This is a genomic window from Pseudomonas sp. G5001 (assembly GCF_013385475.1).
In the GTDB taxonomy this organism is placed as follows: domain Bacteria; phylum Pseudomonadota; class Gammaproteobacteria; order Pseudomonadales; family Pseudomonadaceae; genus Aquipseudomonas.
Genome location: NZ_JACAPZ010000017.1, coordinates 258,263 through 282,868, shown reverse-complemented (window position 1 = coordinate 282,868; position 24,606 = coordinate 258,263). Strand labels below are relative to the sequence as shown.

20 protein-coding genes are annotated in these 24,606 nt (G+C 62.9%); 18 read left to right on the top strand and 2 right to left on the bottom strand.

Going from position 1 to position 24,606, the window contains the following annotated elements; translation table 11 throughout:
- Positions 1 to 53: 53 nt before the first annotated feature.
- Positions 54 to 821 carry a hydroxyacylglutathione hydrolase gene (gene gloB / locus HX805_RS16355; RefSeq protein WP_003207471.1) on the bottom strand — a complete coding sequence of 256 codons (768 nt, stop codon included), beginning with the start codon at positions 819 to 821 and terminating at the stop codon, positions 54 to 56.
- Positions 822 to 886: 65 nt separating this feature from the next.
- Here gloB and HX805_RS16350 point away from each other — a divergent pair, with 65 nt between their 5' ends.
- The 3 genes from HX805_RS16350 to dnaQ all read left to right on the top strand — a co-directional run bounded on the left by HX805_RS16350 (position 887) and on the right by dnaQ (position 3,010).
- Positions 887 to 1,645: a class I SAM-dependent methyltransferase gene (locus HX805_RS16350; protein WP_008435200.1), complete on the top strand. Its 759-nt coding sequence runs from the start codon at positions 887 to 889 to the stop codon at positions 1,643 to 1,645.
- A gap of 101 nt (positions 1,646 to 1,746) precedes the next feature.
- Entirely contained in the window at positions 1,747 to 2,199 is a 453-nt protein-coding gene (gene rnhA, locus HX805_RS16345; RefSeq protein ID WP_003207474.1) for a ribonuclease HI, read from the top strand.
- 70 nt (positions 2,200 to 2,269) lie between these two features.
- Positions 2,270 to 3,010: a DNA polymerase III subunit epsilon gene (gene dnaQ, locus HX805_RS16340; RefSeq protein WP_162835175.1), complete on the top strand. Its 741-nt coding sequence runs from the start codon at positions 2,270 to 2,272 to the stop codon at positions 3,008 to 3,010.
- A gap of 3 nt (positions 3,011 to 3,013) precedes the next feature.
- Here the strand turns inward: dnaQ and HX805_RS16335 are convergent, their stop codons facing one another.
- Positions 3,014 to 3,874: a LysR substrate-binding domain-containing protein gene (locus HX805_RS16335; protein WP_003207477.1), complete on the bottom strand. Its 861-nt coding sequence runs from the start codon at positions 3,872 to 3,874 to the stop codon at positions 3,014 to 3,016.
- 239 nt (positions 3,875 to 4,113) lie between these two features.
- Here HX805_RS16335 and HX805_RS16330 point away from each other — a divergent pair, with 239 nt between their 5' ends.
- The 15 genes from HX805_RS16330 (at position 4,114) to HX805_RS16260 (ending at position 24,569) form a co-directional block, all read left to right on the top strand.
- Complete coding sequence (locus HX805_RS16330; protein ID WP_177117095.1) at positions 4,114 to 4,950, top strand: transporter substrate-binding domain-containing protein; 837 nt, start codon at positions 4,114 to 4,116, stop codon at positions 4,948 to 4,950.
- 3 nt (positions 4,951 to 4,953) lie between these two features.
- Complete coding sequence (locus HX805_RS16325; RefSeq protein WP_177117094.1) at positions 4,954 to 5,760, top strand: transporter substrate-binding domain-containing protein; 807 nt, start codon at positions 4,954 to 4,956, stop codon at positions 5,758 to 5,760.
- Positions 5,753 to 7,174 (top strand): FAD-binding oxidoreductase, encoded by a 1,422-nt coding sequence (locus tag HX805_RS16320; RefSeq protein WP_177117093.1) that lies wholly within the window; start codon positions 5,753 to 5,755, stop codon positions 7,172 to 7,174. The genes HX805_RS16325 and HX805_RS16320 overlap by 8 nt, the downstream gene beginning before the upstream one ends.
- Positions 7,171 to 8,382, top strand: a complete 1,212-nt coding sequence (locus HX805_RS16315) for an aminotransferase class I/II-fold pyridoxal phosphate-dependent enzyme (RefSeq protein WP_177117092.1) — start codon at positions 7,171 to 7,173, stop codon at positions 8,380 to 8,382. The genes HX805_RS16320 and HX805_RS16315 overlap by 4 nt, the downstream gene beginning before the upstream one ends.
- A complete protein-coding gene (locus tag HX805_RS16310) occupies positions 8,379 to 9,113 on the top strand; it encodes an amino acid ABC transporter permease (protein WP_003207485.1) in 735 nt (244 codons plus the stop codon). The genes HX805_RS16315 and HX805_RS16310 overlap by 4 nt, the downstream gene beginning before the upstream one ends.
- Positions 9,103 to 9,795 carry an amino acid ABC transporter permease gene (locus HX805_RS16305; protein ID WP_003207487.1) on the top strand — a complete coding sequence of 231 codons (693 nt, stop codon included), beginning with the start codon at positions 9,103 to 9,105 and terminating at the stop codon, positions 9,793 to 9,795. Before HX805_RS16310 ends, HX805_RS16305 begins: the two co-directional genes overlap by 11 nt.
- The gene (locus HX805_RS16300; RefSeq protein ID WP_003207489.1) at positions 9,782 to 10,606 is read left to right on the top strand and encodes an amino acid ABC transporter ATP-binding protein; all 825 of its coding nucleotides are present in this window, start codon (positions 9,782 to 9,784) and stop codon (positions 10,604 to 10,606) included. Before HX805_RS16305 ends, HX805_RS16300 begins: the two co-directional genes overlap by 14 nt.
- A gap of 16 nt (positions 10,607 to 10,622) precedes the next feature.
- Positions 10,623 to 11,219: a cysteine dioxygenase gene (locus tag HX805_RS16295; RefSeq protein WP_177117091.1), complete on the top strand. Its 597-nt coding sequence runs from the start codon at positions 10,623 to 10,625 to the stop codon at positions 11,217 to 11,219.
- Between the two features lie 171 nt (positions 11,220 to 11,390).
- On the top strand, positions 11,391 to 12,002 hold the full coding sequence (locus HX805_RS16290; RefSeq protein WP_256348178.1) for a glutathione S-transferase N-terminal domain-containing protein: 612 nt from the start codon (positions 11,391 to 11,393) through the stop codon (positions 12,000 to 12,002).
- Positions 12,003 to 12,027: 25 nt separating this feature from the next.
- Positions 12,028 to 14,742: a cystathionine beta-lyase gene (metC, locus tag HX805_RS16285; protein ID WP_177117090.1), complete on the top strand. Its 2,715-nt coding sequence runs from the start codon at positions 12,028 to 12,030 to the stop codon at positions 14,740 to 14,742.
- Positions 14,743 to 14,850: 108 nt separating this feature from the next.
- Complete coding sequence (gene tpx / locus HX805_RS16280; RefSeq protein WP_134326424.1) at positions 14,851 to 15,351, top strand: thiol peroxidase; 501 nt, start codon at positions 14,851 to 14,853, stop codon at positions 15,349 to 15,351.
- 230 nt (positions 15,352 to 15,581) lie between these two features.
- Complete coding sequence (locus tag HX805_RS16275; RefSeq protein ID WP_003207498.1) at positions 15,582 to 16,892, top strand: MdtA/MuxA family multidrug efflux RND transporter periplasmic adaptor subunit; 1,311 nt, start codon at positions 15,582 to 15,584, stop codon at positions 16,890 to 16,892.
- Positions 16,889 to 19,990: an MdtB/MuxB family multidrug efflux RND transporter permease subunit gene (locus tag HX805_RS16270; RefSeq protein WP_087692387.1), complete on the top strand. Its 3,102-nt coding sequence runs from the start codon at positions 16,889 to 16,891 to the stop codon at positions 19,988 to 19,990. Before HX805_RS16275 ends, HX805_RS16270 begins: the two co-directional genes overlap by 4 nt.
- Positions 19,987 to 23,094 carry an efflux RND transporter permease subunit gene (locus HX805_RS16265; RefSeq protein ID WP_003207502.1) on the top strand — a complete coding sequence of 1,036 codons (3,108 nt, stop codon included), beginning with the start codon at positions 19,987 to 19,989 and terminating at the stop codon, positions 23,092 to 23,094. The genes HX805_RS16270 and HX805_RS16265 overlap by 4 nt, the downstream gene beginning before the upstream one ends.
- Positions 23,091 to 24,569 (top strand): efflux transporter outer membrane subunit, encoded by a 1,479-nt coding sequence (locus tag HX805_RS16260; RefSeq protein WP_003207503.1) that lies wholly within the window; start codon positions 23,091 to 23,093, stop codon positions 24,567 to 24,569. The genes HX805_RS16265 and HX805_RS16260 overlap by 4 nt, the downstream gene beginning before the upstream one ends.
- Positions 24,570 to 24,606 lie beyond the last annotated feature (37 nt).

Here is a 24,606-nt window from a genome sequence, read left to right as displayed (position 1 = left end):
AGCGCGTGGGTTGCGGTCAACCATTCAGAAATTACGTACTAAATTCCGCGCGCTTAGAACGTATCTTTCCACGACCTCAAGCTAGCAAACACCTCACTCCCGGCCCGGTTATCGCGGCCATTCCGTTCGTCCGCTTTTTCTTTAACGGATGTTTCAGAGGTCCGCAGAAAAGGGTTGGTGCGTTTTTCCAGGGCCAAAGTCGAAGGCAATGTTATCTGGCCGTTCGCCCGCAGTTGCCGCACGTTCTCCACCCGTTCGGCGATATCCGCGTTATGCGGTTCCACGGCCTGGGCGAATTTCAGGTTACTTTGTGTGTATTCGTGGGTGCAGTACACCAGCGTGTTGGCCGGCAAGGCCGCCAGGCGCTCCAGTGAGGTGTGCATTTGCTGCGGGGTGCCTTCGAACAGGCGGCCACAACCGGCGGCAAAGAGGGTGTCGCCACAGAACAGCACGCCCTCGTGATAAAAGGCGATGTGCCCCAGGGTATGGCCGGGTACGGCAAACACCTCGAAGTCCCAACCCAGCACGTTGATGCGGTCGTTATCCTGGAGTGCCACGTCCCGCGCCGGGATCTTTTCATTTGCCGGGCCGTAGACCGTGGCGCCTGAAACACTTTTAAGTTGCTCGACGCCGCCGACATGATCATGGTGATGGTGAGTCACCAGGATGTCGCTGAGGGTCCACTCGGGATGCTGCTGGAGCCAGGCCAGCACGGGCGCGGCATCACCGGGATCGACCACCGCGCAGCGCTTGTTCGGCTGATCCTGTAACAACCAGATGTAGTTATCGGTGAAGGCGGGCAGGGCACTGATCTGTATCATTCTTTGATTCGCCAAGCTGAACACATTGGTGCATCTTAGAGCTTCTTGGCGCGTTGGAGAATGCAATGACTGATAAAGCGTTCGCCCAGGCCGATCCCGAGTGGCTGGCACTGATCGGTGCCGCCCGTGAATGGCTGTCCGGGCCTGTCGGGCAATTTTTACTGGATGAAGAACGGCGCATGCTCGAAGACGAGCTGGGTCGGTTCTTTGGTGGTTACCTGGTGCATTACGGGCCGTCGGCACAAACCCCACCGTCGGCACCCCAGGTGCAACGCAATGTGCGCCTGGGGGCGCCGCTGCCTGGGGTTGAAATCGTCTGCGAGGAGCAGGCCTGGCCGTTGAGCGAGCATGCGGCCGATGTGGTGGTGATGCAGCATGGCCTGGATTTCTGCCTGTCGCCCCACGGTTTGCTGCGCGAAGCGGCCAGCAGCGTGCGCCCTGGTGGCCATTTGCTGATCATTGGCATCAACCCCTGGAGCAGTTGGGGCTTGCGCCATGTGTTCGCCCATGACGGGCTGCGCCAGGCGCGCTGCATCTCGCCGTCGCGAGTCGGCGACTGGTTGAACCTGCTGGGCTTTGCGCTGGAGAAACGCCGCTTCGGGTGCTATCGTCCGCCGCTTGCGTCTGCCAAGTGGCAAGGCCGGCTGGCCGGCTGGGAACGCAGGGCCGGTGCCTGGCAATTGTCCGGCGGGGGTTTCTACCTGTTGGTGGCGCGCAAGATCGTCGTTGGCCTGCGCCCGGTGCGCCAGGTGCGTCGCGAGCCGATGGGCAAGCTGGTGCCGATGCCGATGGCCAAGGTCAATCGCAAGCAGAGCGAACAGTAAACATACCTTTTTGATTTCAGGTCGAGCCTCTCGACCTCGGGCACTTGTCGGTCGATTATCGGCAACCCGCTTTGATGGATCCCGCTTTAATGGACAGTGAAATGACCGATACCGTAGAACTCTTCACCGATGGCGCCTGCAAGGGCAACCCCGGCCCCGGCGGATGGGGCGCCTTGCTGGTGTGCAAGGGCGTGGAGAAGGAACTGTGGGGCGGTGAAGCCAACACCACCAACAACCGCATGGAACTGATGGGCGCGATCCGTGGCCTGGAAGAGCTCAAGCGCCGTTGCGACGTATTGCTGGTGACCGATTCCCAGTACGTGATGAAGGGCATCAACGAGTGGATGGTCAACTGGAAGAAGCGCGGCTGGAAGACTGCGGCCAAGGAGCCGGTGAAAAACGCCGACCTGTGGCAATTGCTCGATGAGCAATGCAATCGCCACAACATCACCTGGAAATGGGTGCGCGGGCACATCGGCCATCCCGGCAACGAGCGGGCCGACCAACTGGCCAACCGCGGTGTGGATGAAGTGCGCGGCTACAAACAGAGCTGATGCCGGTTGACGTGTTAAGATCCCGCCCTTTGAAATGTACCAAACCGTTGAGAGCTGAACCCTGATGGCCATCCGATCTGTTGTACTCGATACCGAAACCACCGGCATGCCGGTGACCGACGGCCACCGGATCATTGAAATCGGCTGTGTCGAACTGATGGGCCGCCGCCTCACCGGCCGGCACTTCCACGTCTACCTGCAACCGGATCGGGAGAGTGACGAAGGCGCCATCGGCGTCCACGGCATCACCAACGAATTCCTGGTGGGCAAGCCACGGTTTGCTGAAGTGGCGGATGAGTTCTTTGAGTTCATCAACGGCGCGCAACTGATCATCCATAACGCGGCGTTCGACGTTGGCTTCATCAACAACGAATTCGCGCTGATGGGGCAGACCGATCGGGCCGATATCACCCGGCACTGCTCGATCCTCGACACCTTGATGATGGCGCGTGAGCGTCACCCGGGCCAGCGCAACAGCCTCGACGCATTGTGCAAACGCTATGGCGTCGACAACTCCGGCCGTGAACTCCACGGCGCGTTGCTCGACTCCGAGATTCTCGCTGACGTCTACCTGACCATGACCGGTGGCCAGACCAGCCTGTCCCTGGCCGGTAATGCCTCGGACGGCAATGGTTCGGCGGAAGGCTCGGGCAATCGCCCTTCGGAAATCCGCCGCCTGCCGGCGGATCGCCAGCCCACTACGATCATTCGTGCCAGCGAGCAGGACATGGCCGAGCATGCAGCGCGCCTCGAGGCGATCGCCAAGTCTGCCGGCGCACCCGCGCTATGGACCCAATTGACCCAGCAATAACCGTCACCCCAGCGCCAGCCCCTGGCTGGCCCTGATCAGGTCATATGCCTTGCGCGCAATCGGGTTCGCCGTGTTCGGACGGATCCACAGGTAGTACGTGACCTCCGGCATCCTCGGCAATCCATCGTTTTCCCCCAATACCCGCATATCCGGCCCTAGCATCTCCATGCTCCGTGGGGTTACGCCCAGCCCTGCGCGGGTTGCCGCCTTGATGCCGATCAGGTTCGATGCCAGGTACGCCTGGCGCCACGGGATATTCGCCCGTTCCAGCGCCTCAAGGGCGTAGCGCCGATAAATGCTCGGCTCATCCACCAGAATCAATGGCAGCGGCTCGCTTGGCGAGTGAATGTATTGCGCCGAACAAATCCACCACACCGGCGAGGTCCGCAGCGCAAAGCCCTCCAGGTTGGCATCGGCGCGGGTGGAAATCACCATGTCGACCTTGCCCCGGTGCAGGTCATCCATCAGGAACGGGCTGCGCCCGACGTCGATCTCCAGGCGCAGGCGCGGTGCCGAGCGGGCGATGTGGCTGAGGATCGGCGGCAGGATGGTGTCGGCGATGTCGTGGGGCGAGCCGATACGCAGTACGCCGCTGAGGCTGCTTTCCCGCAAGGAATTGAGTGCATCGTCATTCAGCGAGAGCATCTGCCGCGCATGCCGCAACAGCTGCATCCCGGGTTCTGTCAGTTGTTTTTGCCGGCCACGTTTTTCAAACAGGCTGACGCCCACTTGTTGTTCCAGACGCTGCATATGCTGGGTGACGGAAGATTGTGTGCGTGCCAGGTGAGTGCCGGCTTCGGCAAAGCTGTGGTGGTCGACCACGGCGATAAAGGTGCGGAGCAGTTCAAGATCGAGGGTCGACATGGCCATTCCAGGGCATTTTTATATCAAGGGTGCAAAGATAAACATTACAGATGTTTATGTTTTATCGCGCCGGGTTTTTACGAGGGCTAATGAATTCGAGTATATGGCCAAAAGTCAGCGCGTCCATATACGGGAAGTTATAACGATATTAGATATTTGAATTTCCGTTAGCCCGGCACTCTCCCTAGCATGCCCCCACATCAGATCGGGGTACGCCGATCGCTAATGAGGGGAGTTCCATGGGGTTTGTGCGCGCGGCGGTAAAACGAAGGTTGCCTGTGGTCCTGGGCGCGCTGATCGCCCTGGGCGGCAGCGCGGTGGCTCAGGCCGATGCGACCCTGGACAAGATCCAGCAGCGCCATGTGCTGGTGGTCGGCGTGCTGCTGTCTGGCGGGCCGTTTGGCGGCATCGACCCCACCACCCAGAAGCCCAGGGGCTTGAACGTCGACCTGGCCAACGAGCTGGGCCGTCAGTTAGGCGCCGAGGTGCAGCTGGTGCCGGTATTGCCGGCCAACCGTGTGCAGTTCCTGCAACAGGGCAAGGTCGACCTGCTGATCGCCAATATGGAATGGACCGCCGAGCGTGGCGAGATCCTCGGGTTCGTGCCGACGCCGTTCTACAAGATCGGCGGCACCGCTGCCGTACTCAAGGACAGCAAGATCACCCGCTGGGAAGATCTCAAGGACCAGCCGGTGTGCACCTCCCAGGGCAGCAGCTACGTCAAGCCGCTGACCGAACTGGGCGCGCAGATCAAGGCCTTCAAGAGCTCTTCGGAATCCCTGCTGGCCCTGCGCGGCAACAACTGCGTCGCTGCGGTGCATGACTCCACCCTGGTCAACCCGCTGATCAACGACAGCGCCGAATGGAAGGATTATCGCACCCTCAGTCCCGAGTTGAACCCTGCGCCATCGGTGATTTGGACCCGCCGTGGCGAGAGCGACACCCAGGCCAAACTCGACCCCATCGTCAAGGAACTGCACCGCAGCGGCTGGCTGATCGAAGCCCAGACCCGCAACCACATCACCCCGGCGTCCCCGGCGCTGGTGGAGTTGCAGAAACAGTTCAAGGGCGCCTGACACATGACATTGAGAACCCTGACTGCCTTGGGCCTGGCACTGTGCGCCAGCCTGGTCCACGCCGACGCCACCCTCGACAAGATCCAGCAACGCCACGCCATCAGCGTCGGCGTGATCCTCAGCGGTCCGCCGTTCGGCACCATCGACCCCAAGACCGGCGAACACCTGGGCTACAACGTCGAACTGGCCAAGGGCCTGGGCCAGGCGCTGGGTGTGGAGACCAGGACCGTTTCGGTACTGGCGCCCAACCGCGTGCAGTTCCTGCAACAGGGCAAGGTCGACGTGCTGATCGCCAACATGCAGTACACCGACGAACGCGCCGAGATTCTCGACTACGTGCCCACGCCCTATGAAGAGGTCGGCGGCGCGGCGTTGATCCGCAAAGGCGCCGGCATCACCCAGTGGGCCGACCTCAAGGACAAGCCGGTGTGCGTGTCCCAGGGCAGCAACTTCATCAAGCCGTTGCAGGAAACCTACGGCGCGCAGATCAAGGCGTTCCGCAGCCAGTCCGAATCCCTGCTGTCGTTGCGCGGCAATGGCTGTGTGGCGGCGGTGCACGTCAGCCCGACCATGCACGCGCTGCTCGGCGATGCCGAATGGTCCGGCTACGAGATCCCGTTGCCGGGGGATTTGATCCCGTCCAAATCCGTGATCTGGATCCGCAAAGGCGAACACGACACCCAGGCCAGGCTCGACGCCATCGTGCGCGACTGGCATCGCAGCGGCTGGTTGATCGCCCTCGGCGAACGTACCGGCATGGCTCCGTCCCAAGCCCTGCGTGATCTGCACGAGCAGTACAGCCATGAGTGAAGCGCTATTCGCCACCCTGCAACAACTGCTCGGCGCCGCCCATGTGCAGCGCAGCGAAGACGCCGCCCAGTACCTGACCGACAAACAGGGCCGCTACACCGGCCGGGTGATCGCCGTGGTGCACCCGGCCAACACCGAGGAAGTGGCCGCCGTGGTGCGTGCGTGTGTCGCCCTGGAAGCGCCCATCGTGGTCCAGGGCGGCAACACCGGCCTGATGGCGGGTGCCACACCGGATGCCAGCGGCCGCGCGGTATTGTTGCTGCTCGACCGCATGAACCGGGTGCGCGTGATCGATACCGACAACGACACCCTGACCGTCGAAGCCGGCTGCATCCTGCAAAACATCCAGGACGTGGCCCGTGAAGCCGGTCGCCTGTTTCCATTGAGTCTGGGCGCCGAAGGCAGTTGCACCATCGGCGGCAACCTTGGCACCAATGCAGGCGGCACCGCCGTGCTGCGTTATGGCAACACCCGCGAGTTGACCCTGGGCCTGGAAGTGGTGACCGCCGAAGGCGAAATCTGGAATGGCCTGCGAGGGTTGCGCAAGGACAACACCGGCTACGACCTGCGGGATTTGTATGTGGGCAGCGAAGGTACCCTCGGGATTATCACCGCCGCGACCCTGAAGCTGTTCCCGCTGCCCAAGGCCCAGGCGACAGCGCTGCTGGCCTTTGACGAGTTGGCCCAGGCGGTGGCGTTCCTGTCCCATGCCCGCGCCGGTTTTGGTGCAAACCTCACTGCATTCGAATTGCTCAGCGCCGGTTGCCTGACGTTGTTGCGCGAGCAATTTCCCGAGGGCCCGCAACCGTTTCTCAACGCCAGCCAACCCTGGTTTGCCTTGCTGGAGCTGTCGGATAACCACGGTGAAACCCACGCCCGCGAAGCCTTCGAAACGGTCCTCTGTGAAGCCTTCGAACAGTCACTGCTGGCCGACGCACTGATCGCCGAAAGCCTGGCGCAAAGCGAAGCGCTATGGCTGCTGCGGGAGAACATGAGCGAAGCGCAGAAGCGTGCCGGACGCAATATGAAGCACGATATCTCGGTGCCCATTTCGCAAATCGTCGCCTTCGTCGCCCATACCAATGCGCTGTTGCAGACGCATTTCCCCGGTGTTCGCAACTTCACGTTCGGGCACCTGGGGGACGGCAACCTGCATTACAACGTGGCCCATCCGCTGGATTCAACGGTTGACGAGCACATGCGCAACTACGCCGAATTGAGCTTGCTGGTACACGACAGCGCCCATGCCCACGGCGGCTCCATAAGCGCCGAACACGGGATTGGCCAGCGCAAGGTCGGCCTGCTGGGCCGCTACAAAAGCCCGGTGGAACTGGACCTGATGCGCCGCATCAAGCGGGCCCTCGACCCGAAAAACCTGCTCAATCCCGGCAAAGTCATTGAGGTGCAGCCATGACCGTTCGCCTGTCCAAGCGGGTGCAGCGCGTGTCGCTGTCGGCCAATGCGGCGGCCAAATCCCGCGCCACGGAACTGCGTGACGCCGGCCGCGACATCCTGGACCTGACCACCGGCGAGCCGGATTTCGATACCCCGGAGCACATCAAGCAAGCCGCCTGCGCAGCCATTGCTGCGGGCGCCACCAAGTACACGCCGACACCCGGGGTAAAATCCTTGCGCGTGGCCGTGCAGCGAAAACTGGCCGAAGAAAACCACCTGGACTATTCGCTGCCGAATATCGTGATCGCCAACGGCGCGAAACAAATCATCTTCAACGCCTTCGCCGCAACCCTCGACGACGGCGATCAAGTGCTGGTGCCGACGCCTTACTGGCCGTCGTTCCCCGACAGCGTGCGCTTCAACGGTGGCGAGCCGGTTTTTATCGAGTGCGGGCTGGAGCAGGGTTGCAAGCTGCTGCCCGCCCAGCTGGAGCAACACATCAATCAACGCACCCGCTGGCTGATCCTTAACGGCCCGGGCAACCCGAGCGGTGCGGTGTATAGCGAGGCTGAACTGCACGCGCTGGCTGAGGTGCTGCGTCGCCATCCCCAGGTGCTGGTGCTGCTGGATGAACTCTACGAACACATCCGCTTCGACGGGCGCCCGGCCCAGAGCCTGCTGAACGTCGCGCCGGATTTGCAGGACCGTTGCCTGCTGGTGGGCGGCGTGTCCAAGACCTACGCCATGACGGGCTGGCGCATCGGTTTCGGCGCCGGGCCGCAGGCCTTGACCCATGCAATGGCGGTTGTTCAGTCGCAATCCACCTCCGGTGCTTCCTCCGTGGGCCAGGCCGCTGCATTGGCTGCATTCACCGGCGGGCTGGGCTTTTTGGCCGAGCAGGTAGCGGCCTATCAACTGCGCCGGGACCTGTTGATGATGGCCCTCGGCACCGTCGAGGGCCTGGAAGTACTCGAACCCCAGGGCGGCTTTTTCGTGTTCGTGCGTTGCGCCGGGTTGCTTGGTCGCTATCGCCCGGACGGTCAGCGCCTGAACGATGACGGCGATGTCGTCGCGTACTTGCTGGAGGAAGGCGTCGCCGGAGTAGCGGGCAGTGCCTACGGCCTGTCACCGTGGTTTCGCCTGTCCATCGCCACGGCGACCGACAGCGTGGCCGAGGCCGGCCGCCGTATCGCTGTCGCCTGCGGCAAGCTGCGGGGCGTCGAATGAGTCATTGGCTGGAGCTTTTTGTGCACTGGGCCGCCGGTATCGGCCTCAACTACAGCTTCCTGCTGGATGCCTATCAGCGCGGCACCCTGGAGCAGGGCGCGCTGACCACCGTGCTGTTGTGCCTGTTCACCATCGTCGGCAGCCTGCTGGCCGGGATCAGCCTGGCAGCGCTGCTGACTTCCGGCAACCCGTGGCTGGCCAAACCGGCGCGGGTGTTTATCGAAGTCACCCGCAACACGCCGACCCTGGTGCAGCTGTACTGCGCATTCCTGGTGTTGAACATGCTGCTGACCCAGGCCGTCGGCGCGGCCAACCCGCTGACGCCGTTTGCCTGGGTGGTGATCGTGATTTCGCTGCACAAGGGCGCGTTCCACGCCGAAGCCCTGCGCGCCGGCATCGAGGCGGTGCCCGCCGTGACCCTGGAAGCCGCCAGCTCCCTGGCCTTCAGCAGCCGGCAATTGCTGTGGAATGTGCAGTTGCCGTTGGCCCTGCGTTTCGCGCTGCCGTCGCTGATCAACAACCTGATCGACCTGGTGAAAATGACCGCCGTGGCCTCGGCCATCGCCGTGGGCGATATCACCTACGCCTCGATCATGATCTGGACCCAGAGCGACAACGTGCTGGAGCTGATGATTCTGATCCTGAGCTTTTTCGGCTTGCTGAGTTTTACCGTCAATTGTGTGGGGCGCTGGCTGGAAGCGCGCCTGAGGATGCCCGGCTATGGCCATTGATTCATTCCCGGTGCTGTCGGCGTTGCTGCAATGGTCGCCGGCGCTGGTGACTGGTTTCGGCCAGAACATCCTGATCAGCCTGGTGGCGATTGGTCTCGGCTCGCTGCTGGGCCTGATGGTGGGCGCGTTGGCCCTGTCGCCGTTGCGCCTGCTGCGGTTGCCCGCGCGGATCTGGGTGCAGGTTTTCCGCAATGCACCGTGGCTGGTGCTGATCTATTTCACCACCTACGTGTTCCCGTTCGAGATCCATATCGGCAGCAGCTACGTGTCGTTCCCGGACTGGGTCAAGGTGACGATTGGCCTGGCATTGCCGGCCAGCGCCAACGTGGCGGAGATCTTTCGCGGCGCCATCGGCTCGATCCCCAGCACCCAATGGGAAGCGGCGCGCTCGCTGGCATTTACCCGCGGCCAGATATTCAGCTCGATCATTCTGCCCCAGTGCTTCAAGCGCATGTTGCCGCCGTGGATGAACCTCTACGCGGTGGTCACCATGGGCACCGCCCTGGCGTCGCTGGTGGGCGTGCACGACGTGATCGATACCGCACAGATCGCCAGCAACACCGTGAACATGACCGGCTTTACCGTGGTGATCTACCTCAGCCTGTTGGTCCTGTTCTTCGCCTACTGCTACCCGATTTCCCGTTTGACCCAACGCCTGGAGCGCCGTTATGCCTTCTATTGAACCCCTGGTCAGCCTGCGGGATTTGCAGCTGTCGTTCGGTGACAACCGGGTGCTCAAGGGCATCGACCTCGACGTGCATCGCGGCCAGGCGGTGTCGATCATCGGCCCGTCGGGCTCGGGCAAGTCGACCATCCTGCGTTGCATCACCGGCCTGTTGCAGCCTCAGCGCGGCACCATTCGCGTGGGCGAAACCCGGGTCGATACGCTGACCCAGGAAGCCCAGCGCATCGAGTTGCGCAAGCGTGTGGGTTTTGTATTCCAGCAATACAACCTGTTCCCGCATTTGTCCGTGCTGGAAAACCTGGTGATCGCCCCGCGCAAGGTGCTCGGTCGCAACCGTGCCGATGCCGAGAAAGATGCCCGGGCGTTGTTGGCCAAGGTGCGCATGGAGCACAAGGCCGATGCCTATCCGGGCCAATTGTCCGGCGGCCAACAGCAGCGGGTGGCGATTGCCCGGGCGTTGGCGATGCGCCCCGAGCTGATCCTGTTCGATGAAGTGACCTCGGCCCTGGACCCGGAAACCGTCGGTGAAGTACTGACGGTGATTCGCGAGCTGACCGAAGAAGGCATGACCTGCGTGCTGGTGACCCACGAAATGCGCTTTGCCGAAGAGATCAGCGACATCGTCTATTTCACCGAAAACGGCGTGATCGTCGAGCACGGCAGCGCCGAGCAGATCTTCCAGCGCCCCACCAGTGAACGGACCCAGGAATTCCTGCGCCATGCCTTGGGCGATCCCGGCCGTCGGCCGCCGATCGCCAACGATCCGTACCTGTTGACCAACCTGAGCCGCTACACCCTGTCCGTCTAACAAGAGGAACCTCGTCATGAGTACCGCAAACCGTGCCGCCGTTATCGAAAACTTCCTGCAGCAGATCCGCGTCATCAACCAGCGTGGCGTAGACCGCGCGGCCTTGGTGGAAATCGTCGGGCTGCTGGAAACCCTGGCCGAGCGCCGGGACCTGTTCAACTTCAGCGAATTCCCCGCGCCGGTGCCGGGCCAGGGCAGTACCGCGTTCCGCTATCGCCTGAACGACGACGGCGACACGCCCACCCTGTACCTGAACTCGTTGCTGCCGGGCAAAAGCACCCTCCCGCACAACCACGAAACCTGGGCGATCATCAGTGCCGTTGAAGGCCAGGAAATCAACTACGTGTATGGCCGCAACGATGAAGGGCGTGAGGAAGGCTTCACCACCCTGACCCTTGAGAAAGAAGTCGTCGTGCAGCCGGGCACCTCTATCTCGTTCCTCGGTGAAGACCTGCACGGGATTCGCGTTGAGGGTGAGCAGGCGACCTTGCATTTCCACCTGTACGGCTTGCCGCTGGAATCCCTCAACGGCCGTTATGGCGTTGAAGCAGACGGCCGGATCCTCAACTACAACGCCTCGCAGATGGCGCCTTCAATCCGGGCCTATTCCTGAGCACAACACACATCAAATGTGGGAGCGGGCTTGCTCGCGAATGCGATGGGGCAGAAACCCATCCATTGACTGACACACCGCATTCGCGAGCAAGCCCGCTCCCACAATTGGATCAGCGTTCATCCAGGGTTTTTTATGATTGATCTGTATTACTGACCTACGGGCAACGGCCTGAAAGTCGGCATCCTGCTGGAAGAGCTGGAGGCGGAGTACCGCCTGATTCCGGTCAACATCCGCGAAGGCGCGCAGAAGCAGGAAAGCTTCCAGCGCATCAGTGCGAATGGGCGGATTCCGGCGATTGTCGACCACCGCCTTGAAGCACCCCTGAGCCTGTTCGAGTCCGGGGCGATCCTGAACTACCTGGCGGACAAGGCCGGGCGCTTCCTGCCGCCCGCCGGTACCGCCGAGCGCCAGAAGGTCCAGGAATGGCTGTTCTGGCAGGTAGGGCATATCACCCCGTACCTGAGCCAGTTGCAGCTGTTCAAGGAGAAGGCCCCGGAACCGATTCCCTTTGCCCTGGACCTGCTGAACGCCGAAGCCACGCGCCTGTATCGGGTGCTGGAGCAGCGCCTGGCGGAGGTGCCGTATGTGGCGGGCGAATACTCGGTGGGCGACATGGCGATCTTCCCGTGGATCCAGCCCCTGCGCCAAGGCCAGGACCTGGCGGACTACCCGAACATCCAGGCCTGGCGTCTGCGCATCAAGGCGCGCCCGGCAGTCCAGCGGGCCTATGCCAAGGGCCGTGAAGTGGCCGCCGGCGAGCGTTCGCTGGCCTTGCAGTAACCCATCTATTTTTTGCGGGACTTCCATGAGCCAGACCATCACACCCGGGCAATTGCAACAATGGCTGTTTGACGGCCAGGAAATCGCCCTGTTCGACGTACGCGAGCACGGCCAATACGGCGAGGCCCACCTGTTTCACGGGGTGAACCTGCCCTATAGCCGCCTGGAACTGGAGGTGCAGCGCCTGGCACCGAATCCCCGGGTGCGCCTGGTGATCTACGACCAGGACGGCGGCGATGTGGCTGCGCGCACGGCACTGCGTTTACAAGCGCTGGGCTACCGCCATGTGCATGTGCTGGAAGGTGGTGCGAACGCTTGGCAGGCGGCGGGTTTGCAGTTGTTCGCCGGGGTGCATGTGCCGTCGAAAGCCTTTGGCGAATTGGTGGAAGAGGCCAGCCACACGCCCCACGTCACCGCGCAGCAACTGGCGGACTGGCAGGCCACGGGCGAGCCGCTGGTGGTGCTGGACGGTCGGCCGTTCGATGAATACCGCAAGATGACCATTCCCGGTTCCATCTGCTGCCCCAATGGTGAGCTGGGCTACCGCGTGCACGACCTGGTGCCGGATGAAACCACGCCGATCGTGGTCAACTGCGCCGGGCGTACCCGCAGCATTATCGGTGCCCAGACGTTGATCAATCTGGGTGTGAAGAACCCGGTTTATGCATTGGAAAACGGTACCCAGGGTTGGTACCTGGCGGATTTCAAGCTGGAGCACGGCAGCACCCGGCGTTATGCCGATCAGGTCTCGACGGATCTGGCCCGACAGCGCGCGGCTGCCCGGCAATTGGCGGAGCGGGCAGGGGTAGTCAGTGTCAAGGCGGAGCAGGTTCGCCAATGGGCAACGGACCCGGCCCGTAGCCTGTTCCTGTGCGATGTGCGTACCGCTGAAGAATTTGCCGCCGGCAGTTTGCCGGGGGCGCAACACACGCCGGGCGGGCAATTGATCCAGTCCACCGACCTGTACATCGGCGTGCGTCAGGCGCGGGTGGTGCTGTTGGACAGTGATGGTGTGCGTGCGCCGATTGTCGCCAGTTGGCTGCGGCAGTTGGGGCATGAGGCGTATGTGCTCGAGGGTGGCGTCCACGGTGGATTGGCGCTGGAGGTCAAGGAGGCCGTGCCCTTTGACGCGCTGCCGCTGATCTCGGTGCAGGCGCTGGCCGATGCGCTGAAGGACGACACCGTGGACCTGGTGGACCTGCGCCCGAGCATGATCCATCGCAAGGGCCGGATTGTCGGTTCGCGCTGGTCGATTCGTTCGCGGTTGACCGCGGGTGGGCGTCCACTGGTGCTGTTGGCTGATGATCCGGCACTGGCCGCTTTTGCTGCGTTGGGCTTGGGCGGCGATGTGCGTTTGCTCGACGGCGGCTATGCCGCGTGGGTTGCGGCCGGTTTGCCGGTGATCGAGGATGCGCAAACGCCTCCGGACAACCAGTGCATCGACTTCCTGTTCTTCACCCACGACCGCCACAGCGGCAACAAGGACGCTGCCCGCCAATATCTCGCCTGGGAAATTGGCCTGCTGGCACAGATGAGCGAAGCGGAAATCGCCAGTCTCAAGCCGTTGTTGCCCGCGTCACGGGTGCGTACCCGGCTGATTCACGCGGCGCGTACCGAAGGCGGCAATGGTGGTCGGGCGGTGAACGTACCGATCACCCGCCTGAGCACCGTGCTGTTCGACAACCTGGCCCAGATGCGTGACGCACGCTCCCGACGCGACAGTGAGCGGGTCCTGAGTTACGGCGCACGCGGCAATCCCACCGCTTTTGCCCTTGAAGACCTGGTCACCGAACTTGAGGGTGGCTATCGCACACGGCTGTATGGCACCGGGCTCGCCGCCGCGGCGCAGACGTTCCTGGCCTACCTGCGGCCCGGCGACCATGTGTTGATCACCGACGCCGTCTATTCGCCGGTGCGCAAACTGGCCCGGGAGTTCCTCCAGCCATTCGGCATCGAAGTCAGCTATTTCGCCCCGGACGGCAGCGGCCTGGAAGCGCAACTGCAGGCCAACACCAAAATGGTCTACGCCGAAGTGCCGGGTTCGCTGCTGTATGAGCTGTGTGACCTGCCCGCGCTAGCCGCACTGTGCAAGCCGCGGGGCATTCTGTTGGCGGTGGACAACACCTGGGGCTCGGCGTACCTGTACCGCCCGCTGGCGCTGGGTGCCGACATCTCGATCATGGCCTTGACCAAGTACCTTGGCGGCCACAGTGACGTGATGATGGGCAGCGTCTGCACCACCGAAGCGGCATGGCCGGCCCTGGCGAAAATGAGCGATACCTTTGGCAATACAGTGAGTGCCGACGATGCCTACCTGATCCTGCGTGGCGCACGCACCCTGGCTTCCCGGCTGGACGTGCACGAGCGCCAGGCGTTGAAGATTGCCCAGTGGTTGCAGGCGCAGCCGCAGGTCAGGCGGGTGTTTCATCCGGCACTGGCGGAGCATCCTGGCCACGTGCTGTGGAAGCGTGACTTCAGCGGGAGCAACGGTTTGCTGTCCTTCGAACTCGACCGCGCGGATGTCGGCTACGTCGAACGGTTTATCGACGGCCTGCAGCTGTTTGGCCTGGGCGCATCCTGGGGCGGCTTTGAAAGCCTGGTGACCCTGGCCGATACACAGGACCGCCAGAACGCCGCCGACCGTGGATTGAACCCGGTGGTGCGCCTGCATGTGGGGCTGGAGGATGTGGAGGCGTTGATCGAGGACCTGCAGCGCGGGTTCGTGGCGGCGGGGCGTTGAGCCTCGCACCATGACAATTTGCGTCCGCCCATAGGTGCCAATCGAACTTTGTGTTTAACTTCGGCACCTGAAATTCGTTTCACTACCACCACTAGAAGGATTCCGTTCATGGCTCAAGTTACCCTCCGAGGCAACCCTGTCCAGGTCGAAGGCGATTTGCCGAAAGTCGGCGCCAAGGCGCCAGACTTCACCCTGACTGCCGGCGACCTGTCTGACGCGACCCTGGCGACTTTCGCCGGCAAGCGCAAAGTGCTGAACATTTTCCCAAGCGTTGATACCCCGACCTGCGCCACTTCGGTTCGCAAGTTCAACGCCCAGGTCAACGACGTGAACAACACCGTAGTGTTGTGCATCTCCACCGACCTGCCATTTGCCCAGGCGCGTTTCTGCGGTGCCGAAGGCCTGGAAAACGTGAAGAACCTGTCGGACTTCCGTGAGGCAGCCTTTGCTGTCGACTACGGTGTAGCGCTTGCTGATGGCCCGCTCCGCGGCCTGACCGCCCGTGCCGTCGTGGTACTGGACGAGAACGACAACGTGCTGCACAGCGAACTGGTCAGCGAAATTGGCCAAGAGCCGAACTACGAGGCAGCCCTGGCTGTTTTGAAGTAACTGTTACTACGCATTACTGTCGTTTTGCAGTAACACGCGTGATGCAGTATTACGGCCTGGCCTAGTCCAGGCCGTTTTTATTTGTGCTTCAGAGGCTTAGCCAGATAGCGAATGGACTAAGCACAGAAGTTAAAAGTTGTAATCCAAGGTAAATAGCCGGTAAAGGCGCTTTTCTTAACGCGCCCCAGTGCTTATCTTTCAGCCTCCCGAAGAAGAAGCTCTCGCACCCAATGGTTGATCACTCCATGCAATCCACCCCTCGTCACTCCCGCCGCTGGCTGTTCGGCCTCCTTGTGCTGCTGGTCATTGCCGGCCTGTGCTGGAAGTTCTGGCCTGGCACCAGCCACAAGGACAGCGCCGAGAAGAAGCCCGCCGGGCATGCCGGCAAGTCGGGGATGATGCGCCCGGGCTTTGGGGGTTCTACTGGCCCGGTGCCGGTGCGTGTGGCGCCGGCGGTGCTGGGCGAGTTCCCGGTGTACTACAAGGCGCTGGGTACGGTGACGGCACTCAACACCATCAATGTGCGCAGCCGGGTTGGCGGAGAGCTGGTCAAGATCGCCTTTGAAGAGGGGCAGATGGTCAAGGCCGGTGACCTGCTGGCGGAAATCGACCCGCGCAGTTACCAGAATGCCTTGCTCCAGGCCCAGGGCACGTTGCTGCAGAACCAGGCCCAGCTGAAAAACGCCCAGGTCGACGTGCAGCGTTATCGCGACCTGTATGCCCAGGACAGTATCGCCAAGCAGACCCTGGACACCGCCGAAGCGCTGGTGTTGCAGTACCAGGGCACGGTCAAGACCAACCAGGGCGCGGTGGATGACGCCAAGCTCAACCTCGAATTCACCAAGATCCGCGCACCGATTACCGGGCGTGTCGGCCTGCGCCAGGTGGACGTGGGCAACCTCGTCGCCGCCAACGACACCACCTTCCTGGCGGTGATCACCCAGACCCAACCCATCAGCGTGGTCTTCACGTTGCCGGAAAACACCCTGGAAACCGTGCTGGCGCGTTATCACGCCGGCAACAAGCTGCCGGTGGAAGCCTGGGACCGTGGCGATGTCGCGGTGAAAGCCACGGGCGTGCTGCAGAGCCTCGATAACCAGATCGACGTCACCACCGGCACCCTGAAATTCAAGGCGCGGTTCGATAACAAGGACCAGGCGCTGTTCCCCAACCAGTTCGTGAACGTGCACTTGCTGGCCGACACCCTGCACAACGTGGTGCTGGCGCCGTCGGCAGCGATTCAGTTCGGCAATACCGGCACCTTCGTCTACGTGCTCGATGGCGACAAGAAGGTCAAGGTGCGTCCGCTGGTGATCGGTGATTCCGACGGCGACAACACCGTGGTCAAGCAAGGCCTGGCCGCCGGCGACCGCGTGGTGCTGGAAGGCACCGACCGCCTGAAGGACGGCAGTGACATTGAAGTGGTCAACGACAGCACTGAAGTGCCGACCACGCCGACCGAACACCTCCAGGGTCAACCGGCAGCCAAGACGCAACAAGGCCCGGCTGATGCCGCCAAGGCGCAAAAGGGCGGCGCATGAACCTCTCGCGGCTGTTCATCCTTCGCCCGGTAGCCACTACCCTGAGCATGCTGGCCATTGTCCTGGCCGGCGTGATCGCTTATCGCCTGCTGCCGGTCTCGGCCTTGCCCCAGGTGGATTACCCGACCATCCGGGTGATGACCCTGTACCCCGGCGCCAGTCCGGACGTAATGACCAGCGCGGTCACGGCGCCCCTTGAGCGTCAGTTCGGGCAGATGCCCGGCCTGACCCAGATGGCGTCCACCAGCTCCGGCGGCGCCTCGGTGCTGACCCTGCGTTTCAACCTCGACATCAACATGGATGTCGCCGAGCAACAGGTGCAGGCCGCGATCAACGCCGCCACCAACCTGCTGCCCAAGGACCTGCCGGCGCCGCCGGTGTACAACAAGGTCAACCCGGCGGACACCCCGGTGCTGACCCTGGCCATCACCTCCAAGACCATGTTGCTGCCCAAGCTCAATGACCTGGTCGACACGCGCATGGCGCAGAAGATCGCGCAGATCAGCGGCGTCGGCATGGTCAGCATCGCCGGCGGCCAGCGCCAGGCGGTGCGGATCAAGGTCAACCCCGAGGCCCTGGCGGCCAACGGCCTGAACCTGTCGGATGTGCGCACCCTGATCGCCGCCTCCAACGTCAACCAGCCCAAGGGTAACTTTGACGGCCCCACGCGGGTGTCGATGCTCGACGCCAACGACCAGTTGGTCTCGCCCAAGGAATACGCCGAACTGATCCTCGCTTACAACAACGGCGCGCCGTTGCGGCTCAAGGATGTGGCGCAGATCGTCGACGGCGCCGAGAACGAACGCCTCGCGGCCTGGGCCAACGAAAACCAGGCGGTCCTGCTGAACATCCAGCGCCAGCCCGGGGCCAACGTCATCGAGGTGGTGGACCGGATCAAGGCGCTGTTGCCAAGCATCACCGACAACCTGCCGGCGGGCCTGGACGTGACGGTGCTTACCGACCGTACCCAGACCATCCGGGCCTCGGTCAAGGATGTACAACACGAATTGCTGATCGCCATTGCCCTGGTGGTGATGGTGACGTTCCTGTTCCTGCGCCGCTTCAGCGCGACCATCATTCCGTCCATCGCCGTGCCGCTGTCCCTGGTGGGCACCTTCGGCGTGATGTACCTCGCCGGTTTCTCCATCAACAACCTGACGCTGATGGCGCTGACCATCGCCACCGGTTTCGTGGTGGACGACGCCATCGTGATGCTGGAGAACATTTCCCGCTACATCGAGGAAGGCGATACACCGCTCAATGCGGCGCTCAAGGGCGCCAAGCAGATCGGCTTCACCCTGATTTCCCTGACCCTGTCGCTGATCGCGGTATTGATCCCGCTGCTGTTCATGGCGGACGTGGTGGGGCGGCTGTTCCGTGAATTCGCGATCACCCTGGCGGTGGCGATCCTGATTTCCCTGGTGGTGTCCCTGACCCTGACGCCGATGATGTGCGCGCGGTTGCTCAAGCGTGAGCCGAAAGAGGACGAGCAGGGCCGTTTCTACAAGGCCAGCGGCGCCTGGATCGACTGGCTGATCGAGGCCTACGGGCGCAAGTTGCAGTGGGTGCTCAGGCATCAGCCGCTGACCCTGCTGGTGGCCATCGCCACCCTGGGCCTGACCGTGGTGTTGTACATGGTGGTGCCCAAGGGCTTCTTCCCGGTGCAGGACACCGGCGTGATCCAGGGCATTTCCGAAGCGCCACAGTCGATTTCCTTTGCGGCGATGAGCCAGCGCCAGCAGGAACTGGCGAAGATCATCCTCGAAGACCCGGCGGTGGAGAGCCTGTCGTCCTATATCGGGGTAGACGGTGATAACGCCACCCTCAACAGTGGTCGCCTGCTGATCAACCTCAAGCCCCACGGCGAACGGGACCTGAGCGCGGCGCAGATCATCACGCGCCTGCAGCCGCAGTTGGACAAGCTGGTGGGGATTCGCCTGTTCATGCAGCCGGTGCAGGACCTGACCATCGAAGACCGCGTCAGCCGTACCCAGTACCAGTTCAGCATGTCCTCGCCGGACGCCGAGCTGCTGGCCTTGTGGAGTGAAAAGCTGGTACACGCCCTCAGCCAGTTGCCGGAACTCTCCGACGTCGCCAGCGACCTGCAGGACAAGGGCCTGCAGGTGTACCTGGTGATCGACCGTGACGCCGCATCGCGCCTTGGTGTGTCGGTGTCGACCATCACCGACGCGCTGTACGACGCGTTCGGCCAGCGGCAGATATCCACCATCTACACCCAGGCCAGCCAGTACCGCGTGGTATTGCAGGCCCAGTCCGGTGAAACCCTCGGCCCGGACGCCCTGAACCAGATCCATGTGAAAACTACCGACGGTGGCCAGGTGCGGCTGTCGAGCCTGGCCCATGTGGAACAGCGCCAGGCCCAGTTGGCAATCGCGCATATCGGTCAGTTCCCGGCGGTGATGATGTCGTTCAACCTGGCCCCCGGCGTGGCGCTGGGCAAGGGCGTCGACCTGATCAACCAGACCCAGAAAGACATCGGCATGCCGGTGGGCGTGCAGACCCAGTTCCAGGGCGCGGCCCAGGCATTCGAGGCTTCGCTGTCGAGCACCTTGCTGCTGATCCTGGCGGCGGTGGTGACCATGTACATCGTGCTCGGGGTGCTCTACGAGAGCTATATCCACCCGATCACCATCCTCTCGACCCTGCCGTCGGCAGCGGTGGGCGCCTTGCTGGCCTTGCTGCTCAGTGGCAACGACCTGGGGATGATCGCGATCATCGGCATCATCCTGCTGATCGGCATCGTGAAGAAGAACGCGATCATGATGATCGACTTTGCCCTCGACGCTGAGCGCAACCAGGGCCTGGACCCGCAAACCGCGATCTACCAGGCGGCGCTGTTGCGCTTCCGGCCGATCCTGATGACCACCCTGGCGGCGCTGTTCGGTGCCGTGCCGTTGATGCTCGCCACCGGCTCGGGCGCCGAGTTGCGCCAGCCGCTGGGCCTGGTGATGGTGGGCGGGTTGCTGGTGAGCCAGGTGTTGACCCTGTTTACCACCCCGGTGATCTACCTGTATTTCGACCGCCTCGGCCGTCGCTGGCGCAAAGAGCCGGTGCGCCTGGAGCCGGTTGAGTCATGAACCTGTCCGGACCTTTCATTCGCCGGCCGGTAGCCACCATGCTGCTGAGCCTGGCGATCATGCTGCTGGGCGGCGTCAGCTTCAACCTGTTGCCGGTGTCGCCATTGCCGCAGATCGATTTCCCGGTGATCGTGGTGTCGGCCAGCTTGCCGGGGGCCAGCCCCGAGGTGATGGCGTCTACGGTGGCCACGCCGCTGGAGCGTTCCTTCGGCGCGATTGCCGGCATTACCACCATGAGCAGTTCGTCGAGCCAGGGTTCGACCCGGGTGATCCTGGCGTTCGACTCCAATCGCGACATCAACGGCGCGGCGCGGGAAGTGCAGGCGGCGATCAACGCCTCGCGTAACCTGCTGCCCAGTGGCATGCGCAGCATGCCCACCTACAAGAAGATCAACCCGTCCCAGGCGCCCATCATGGTGCTGTCCCTGACCTCGGACGTGTTGCCCAAGGGCCAGCTGTACGACCTGGCCTCGACCATCCTGTCCCAGAGCCTGTCCCAGGTGCCGGGCGTGGGTGAAGTGCAGATCGGCGGCAGCTCGTTGCCCGCCGTGCGTATCGAACTGGAACCCAAGGCCCTCGACCAGTACGGCGTGGCCCTGGACGATGTGCGGAATACCATCGCCAATGCCAACGTGCGCCGGCCCAAGGGTTCGCTGGAGGACAGCCAGCGCAACTGGCAGATCCAGGCCAACGACCAGCTGGAAAAAGCCAAGGACTACGAACCGCTGCTGATCCGCTACCAGAATGGCGCGGCCTTGCGCCTGGGGGATGTGGCGAAGATCAGCGACGGCGTCGAGGACCGCTACAACAGCGGCTTCTTCAACAATGACTCGGCGGTGCTGCTGGTGATCAACCGCCAGTCCGGCGCCAACATCATCGAGACGGTGAAGCAGATCAAGGCACAACTGCCGGCCTTGCAGGCGGTGTTGCCGTCCAGCGTCAAGCTGAACCTGGCCATGGACCGTTCGCCAGTGATCACCGCCACCTTGCACGAAGCCGAGATGACCCTGCTGATTGCCGTGGCCCTGGTGATCCTGGTGGTGTACCTGTTCCTCGGCAACTTCCGCGCCTCGCTGATTCCCACCCTGGCGGTGCCGGTGTCGCTGGTGGGCACGTTTGCAGTGATGTACCTGTTCGGCTTTTCCCTGAACAACCTGTCGCTGATGGCGCTGATCCTCGCCACCGGCCTGGTGGTGGACGATGCCATCGTGGTGCTGGAGAACATTTCCCGGCACATCGACGAGGGTGTGCCGCCGATGAAGGCGGCGTACCTGGGGGCCCAGGAAGTCGGCTTCACCTTGCTGTCGATGAACGTCTCGCTGGTGGCGGTGTTCCTCTCGATCCTGTTCATGGGCGGTATCGTTACCAGCCTGTTCCGCGAGTTTTCCATCACCCTCGCAGCGGCGATCATCGTCTCGCTGGTGGTGTCGCTGACCCTGACCCCGATGCTCTGCGCCCGCTGGCTCAAGCCCCATGTCAAAGGCCAGGAGACAGGCTTGCAGCGCTGGAGCCAGAAGATCAACGACCGCATGGTGGCAGGCTATGCCCGCAGCCTGGACTGGGTGCTGCGCCACAAGCGCCTGACGCTGCTCAGCCTGTTGGTGACCATCGGGGTCAACGTCGCGCTGTATGTGGTGGTGCCGAAAACCTTCATGCCCCAGCAGGACACCGGGCAACTGATCGGCTTTGTGCGTGGCGACGACGGGCTGTCATTCAGTGTGATGCAGCCGAAGATGGAAATCTTCCGCAAGGCGGTCCTGCAGGACCCCGCGGTGTTGAGCGTGGCAGGCTTTATTGGCGGCAACAGCGGCACCAACAACGCGGTGATGCTGGTGCGGCTCAAGCCCATCAGCGAACGCAAGATTTCTGCCCAGGCGGTGATCGAGCGCATGCGCAAGAATGTGCCACTGGTGCCCGGCGGGCGCCTGATGCTGATGGCTGACCAGGACCTGCAATTCGGCGGCGGCCGCGACCAGACCACCTCGCAGTATTCCTACATCCTGCAAAGCGGCGACCTGGCGGCCTTGCGCCTGTGGTACCCGAAAGTGGTTGCCGCGTTGCGTGAGCTGCCGGAGCTGACCGCCATCGATGCCCGTGAAGGACGTGGGGCGGCCCAGGTGACGTTGATTGTCGACCGCGACCAGGCCAAGCGCCTGGGCATTGACATGGACATGGTCACTGCCGTGCTCAACAACGCCTACAGTCAGCGGCAGATTTCCACCATCTACGACAGCCTCAACCAGTACCAGGTGGTGATGGAGGTCAATCCGAAGTACGCCCAGGACCCGATCACCCTCAATCAGATGCAGGTGATCACGTCCACCGGTGCGCGCGTGCCGCTGTCGGCCATCGCTCACTATGAGAACAGCCTGGCGGACGACCGGGTCAGCCATGAAGGCCAGTTCGCCTCGGAAAACATTGCGTTTGATATGTCGCCCGGCGTCACGGTGGAGCAGGGCACGGCCGCCATTGAGCGGGCGATTGCCAAGGTCGGCCTGCCGGAAGAGGTGATCGCGAAGATGGCCGGTACGGCCGACGCCTTCGCCGCCACCCAGAAAGGCCAGCCGTTCATGATCCTCGGTGCACTGGTAGCGGTGTACCTGGTATTGGGGATTCTGTATGAGAGCTATATCCACCCGCTGACCATTCTGTCGACCTTGCCGTCGGCGGGGGTGGGCGCCTTGCTTTCGATTTACCTGCTGGGGGGCGAGTTCAGCCTGATCTCGCTGCTGGGGCTGTTCCTGCTGATCGGGGTGGTGAAGAAAAACGCGATCCTGATGATCGACCTTGCGCTGCAACTGGAACGCAAGGACGGCATGAGCCCGCTGGAATCGATCCGCGCCGCCTGCCTGGTGCGGCTGCGCCCGATCCTGATGACCACGCTGGCGGCGATTCTTGGCGCCGTGCCGCTACTGCTCAGCACGGCCGAAGGCGCGGAAATGCGCCAGCCTCTGGGCCTGACGATTATCGGCGGGCTGGTGTTCAGCCAGATCCTGACCCTCTACACCACGCCTGTGGTTTACCTTTATCTCGACCGCCTGCGCCACCGTTTCAACGGTTGGCGCGGAGTGCGTACCGATGCTGCCCTGGACACTGCGCTATGACCGATTCAACGTTTCCCACCGTGCAACGTCTGGCGATGACTCGCGGCTCAAAGCTGCTGAGCCTGGCCCTGTGCGGCGTGATGCTCAGCGCCTGCGCCGTCGGCCCGGACTACAAACGCCCCGAATTGACCGAGCCTGCCCAGTACAAAGAGGCGCAGGGCTGGCGCCAGGCCGCGCCCAGCGACTCGCTGGCCCGGGGCGCCTGGTGGGAGCTGTACGGCGACAAACAACTGAATGAGCTGGTAGAAAAACTCAACAGCTCCAACCAGACCGTGGCCCAGGCCGAGGCGCGTTATCGCCAGGCCGCCTCGCAGGTGCGCAGTGCCCGTGGGGCGTTCTTCCCCACGGTTGACCTGAGTGCCTCGAAAAGCCGGGCCAGCCAGGGTACCGGTAGCAGTAACGCCAGCCTCAGCAGCTCCAGCAGCGGTATTCGCGACACCCTCAACACCCAGTTGGGCGTGAGCTGGGAAGCCGATATCTGGGGCAAACTGCGCCGGGGCCTGGAAGCCAATGAAGCCAGCGCCGAAGCCAGCGCGGCGGATCTTGCGGCGATGCGCCTGAGCCAGCAATCGGAACTGGTGCAGGATTACCTGCAACTGCGGGTCATGGACGAACAGACCCGTTTGCTGCAGGCCACGGTGGACACCTACCAGCGCTCCCTGCAGATGACCCAGAACCAATACCGCGCCGGTGTCTCGGGCAAGGACGCCATCGCCCAGGCCCAGACCCAGCTGAAAAGCACCCAGGCCAGCATGATCGACCTGATCTGGCAGCGGGCGCAGCTGGAAAACGCAATTGCCGTGCTGATCGGTGTGCCGCCGGCCAACTTCAACCTGGCGGTGAGCAAGGACATTCCGGCGCTGCCGCAGATTCCGGTGAGCCTGCCGTCGCAACTGCTGGAGCGCCGCCCGGATATCGCCCAGGCGGAGCGCTCGGTGATCGCGGCCAATGCCAACATCGGCGTGGCCAAGACCGCTTACTACCCGGACCTGACCCTGAGCCTGGCCGGCGGCTATTCCAGCAGCACCTACGCCGACTGGATCAGCCTGCCGAACCGCTTCTGGTCGGTGGGGCCGAAACTCGCCATGACCCTGTTCGACGGGGGCCAGCGTTCGGCCGAAGTTGACCGCGCCGAGGCGTCCTACGATGAAACCGTGGCCAAGTACCGCCAGACCGTACTCGATGGGTTCCGTGAGGTGGAAAACTACATGGTCCAGCTCAAGGTCCTGGAAGACGAGGCGGTCGTGAGTAACGAGGCCCTCGAAGCGGCCCGGGAATCCCTGCGCCTGACCCAGAACCAGTACAAGGCCGGGTTGATCGCCTATCTCGATGTGGTCACCGTGCAAGCCACTGCCCTGAGCAACGAGCGTACGGTGCTGACCCTGCTGCAAACCCGGCTGGTTGCCAGTGTGCAACTGATCGCTGCACTGGGCGGTGGTTGGGATGGCCAAATGCAGCTGAGCGACAAGAAGTAAACCCCGCTCTGGCTGGTGTACGGGCTTGTGTGGGAGC

What these genes read in the sequence shown, in the direction of transcription:
- HX805_RS16335 (WP_003207477.1), bottom strand. Translation starts at nt 3,874, where the DNA reads ATGTCGACCCTCGATCTTGAACTGCTCCGCACCTTTATCGCCGTGGTC.
- HX805_RS16310 (WP_003207485.1), top strand. Translation starts at nt 8,379, where the DNA reads ATGAGTCATTGGCTGGAGCTTTTTGTGCACTGGGCCGCCGGTATCGGC.
- HX805_RS16325 (WP_177117094.1), top strand. Translation starts at nt 4,954, where the DNA reads ATGACATTGAGAACCCTGACTGCCTTGGGCCTGGCACTGTGCGCCAGC.
- HX805_RS16300 (WP_003207489.1), top strand. Translation starts at nt 9,782, where the DNA reads ATGCCTTCTATTGAACCCCTGGTCAGCCTGCGGGATTTGCAGCTGTCG.
- gloB (WP_003207471.1), bottom strand. Translation starts at nt 821, where the DNA reads ATGATACAGATCAGTGCCCTGCCCGCCTTCACCGATAACTACATCTGG.
- tpx (WP_134326424.1), top strand. Translation starts at nt 14,851, where the DNA reads ATGGCTCAAGTTACCCTCCGAGGCAACCCTGTCCAGGTCGAAGGCGAT.
- HX805_RS16270 (WP_087692387.1), top strand. Translation starts at nt 16,889, where the DNA reads ATGAACCTCTCGCGGCTGTTCATCCTTCGCCCGGTAGCCACTACCCTG.
- HX805_RS16350 (WP_008435200.1), top strand. Translation starts at nt 887, where the DNA reads ATGACTGATAAAGCGTTCGCCCAGGCCGATCCCGAGTGGCTGGCACTG.
- HX805_RS16305 (WP_003207487.1), top strand. Translation starts at nt 9,103, where the DNA reads ATGGCCATTGATTCATTCCCGGTGCTGTCGGCGTTGCTGCAATGGTCG.
- HX805_RS16330 (WP_177117095.1), top strand. Translation starts at nt 4,114, where the DNA reads ATGGGGTTTGTGCGCGCGGCGGTAAAACGAAGGTTGCCTGTGGTCCTG.
- rnhA (WP_003207474.1), top strand. Translation starts at nt 1,747, where the DNA reads ATGACCGATACCGTAGAACTCTTCACCGATGGCGCCTGCAAGGGCAAC.
- HX805_RS16265 (WP_003207502.1), top strand. Translation starts at nt 19,987, where the DNA reads ATGAACCTGTCCGGACCTTTCATTCGCCGGCCGGTAGCCACCATGCTG.
- HX805_RS16275 (WP_003207498.1), top strand. Translation starts at nt 15,582, where the DNA reads ATGGTTGATCACTCCATGCAATCCACCCCTCGTCACTCCCGCCGCTGG.
- metC (WP_177117090.1), top strand. Translation starts at nt 12,028, where the DNA reads ATGAGCCAGACCATCACACCCGGGCAATTGCAACAATGGCTGTTTGAC.
- HX805_RS16315 (WP_177117092.1), top strand. Translation starts at nt 7,171, where the DNA reads ATGACCGTTCGCCTGTCCAAGCGGGTGCAGCGCGTGTCGCTGTCGGCC.
- HX805_RS16295 (WP_177117091.1), top strand. Translation starts at nt 10,623, where the DNA reads ATGAGTACCGCAAACCGTGCCGCCGTTATCGAAAACTTCCTGCAGCAG.
- HX805_RS16260 (WP_003207503.1), top strand. Translation starts at nt 23,091, where the DNA reads ATGACCGATTCAACGTTTCCCACCGTGCAACGTCTGGCGATGACTCGC.
- HX805_RS16320 (WP_177117093.1), top strand. Translation starts at nt 5,753, where the DNA reads ATGAGTGAAGCGCTATTCGCCACCCTGCAACAACTGCTCGGCGCCGCC.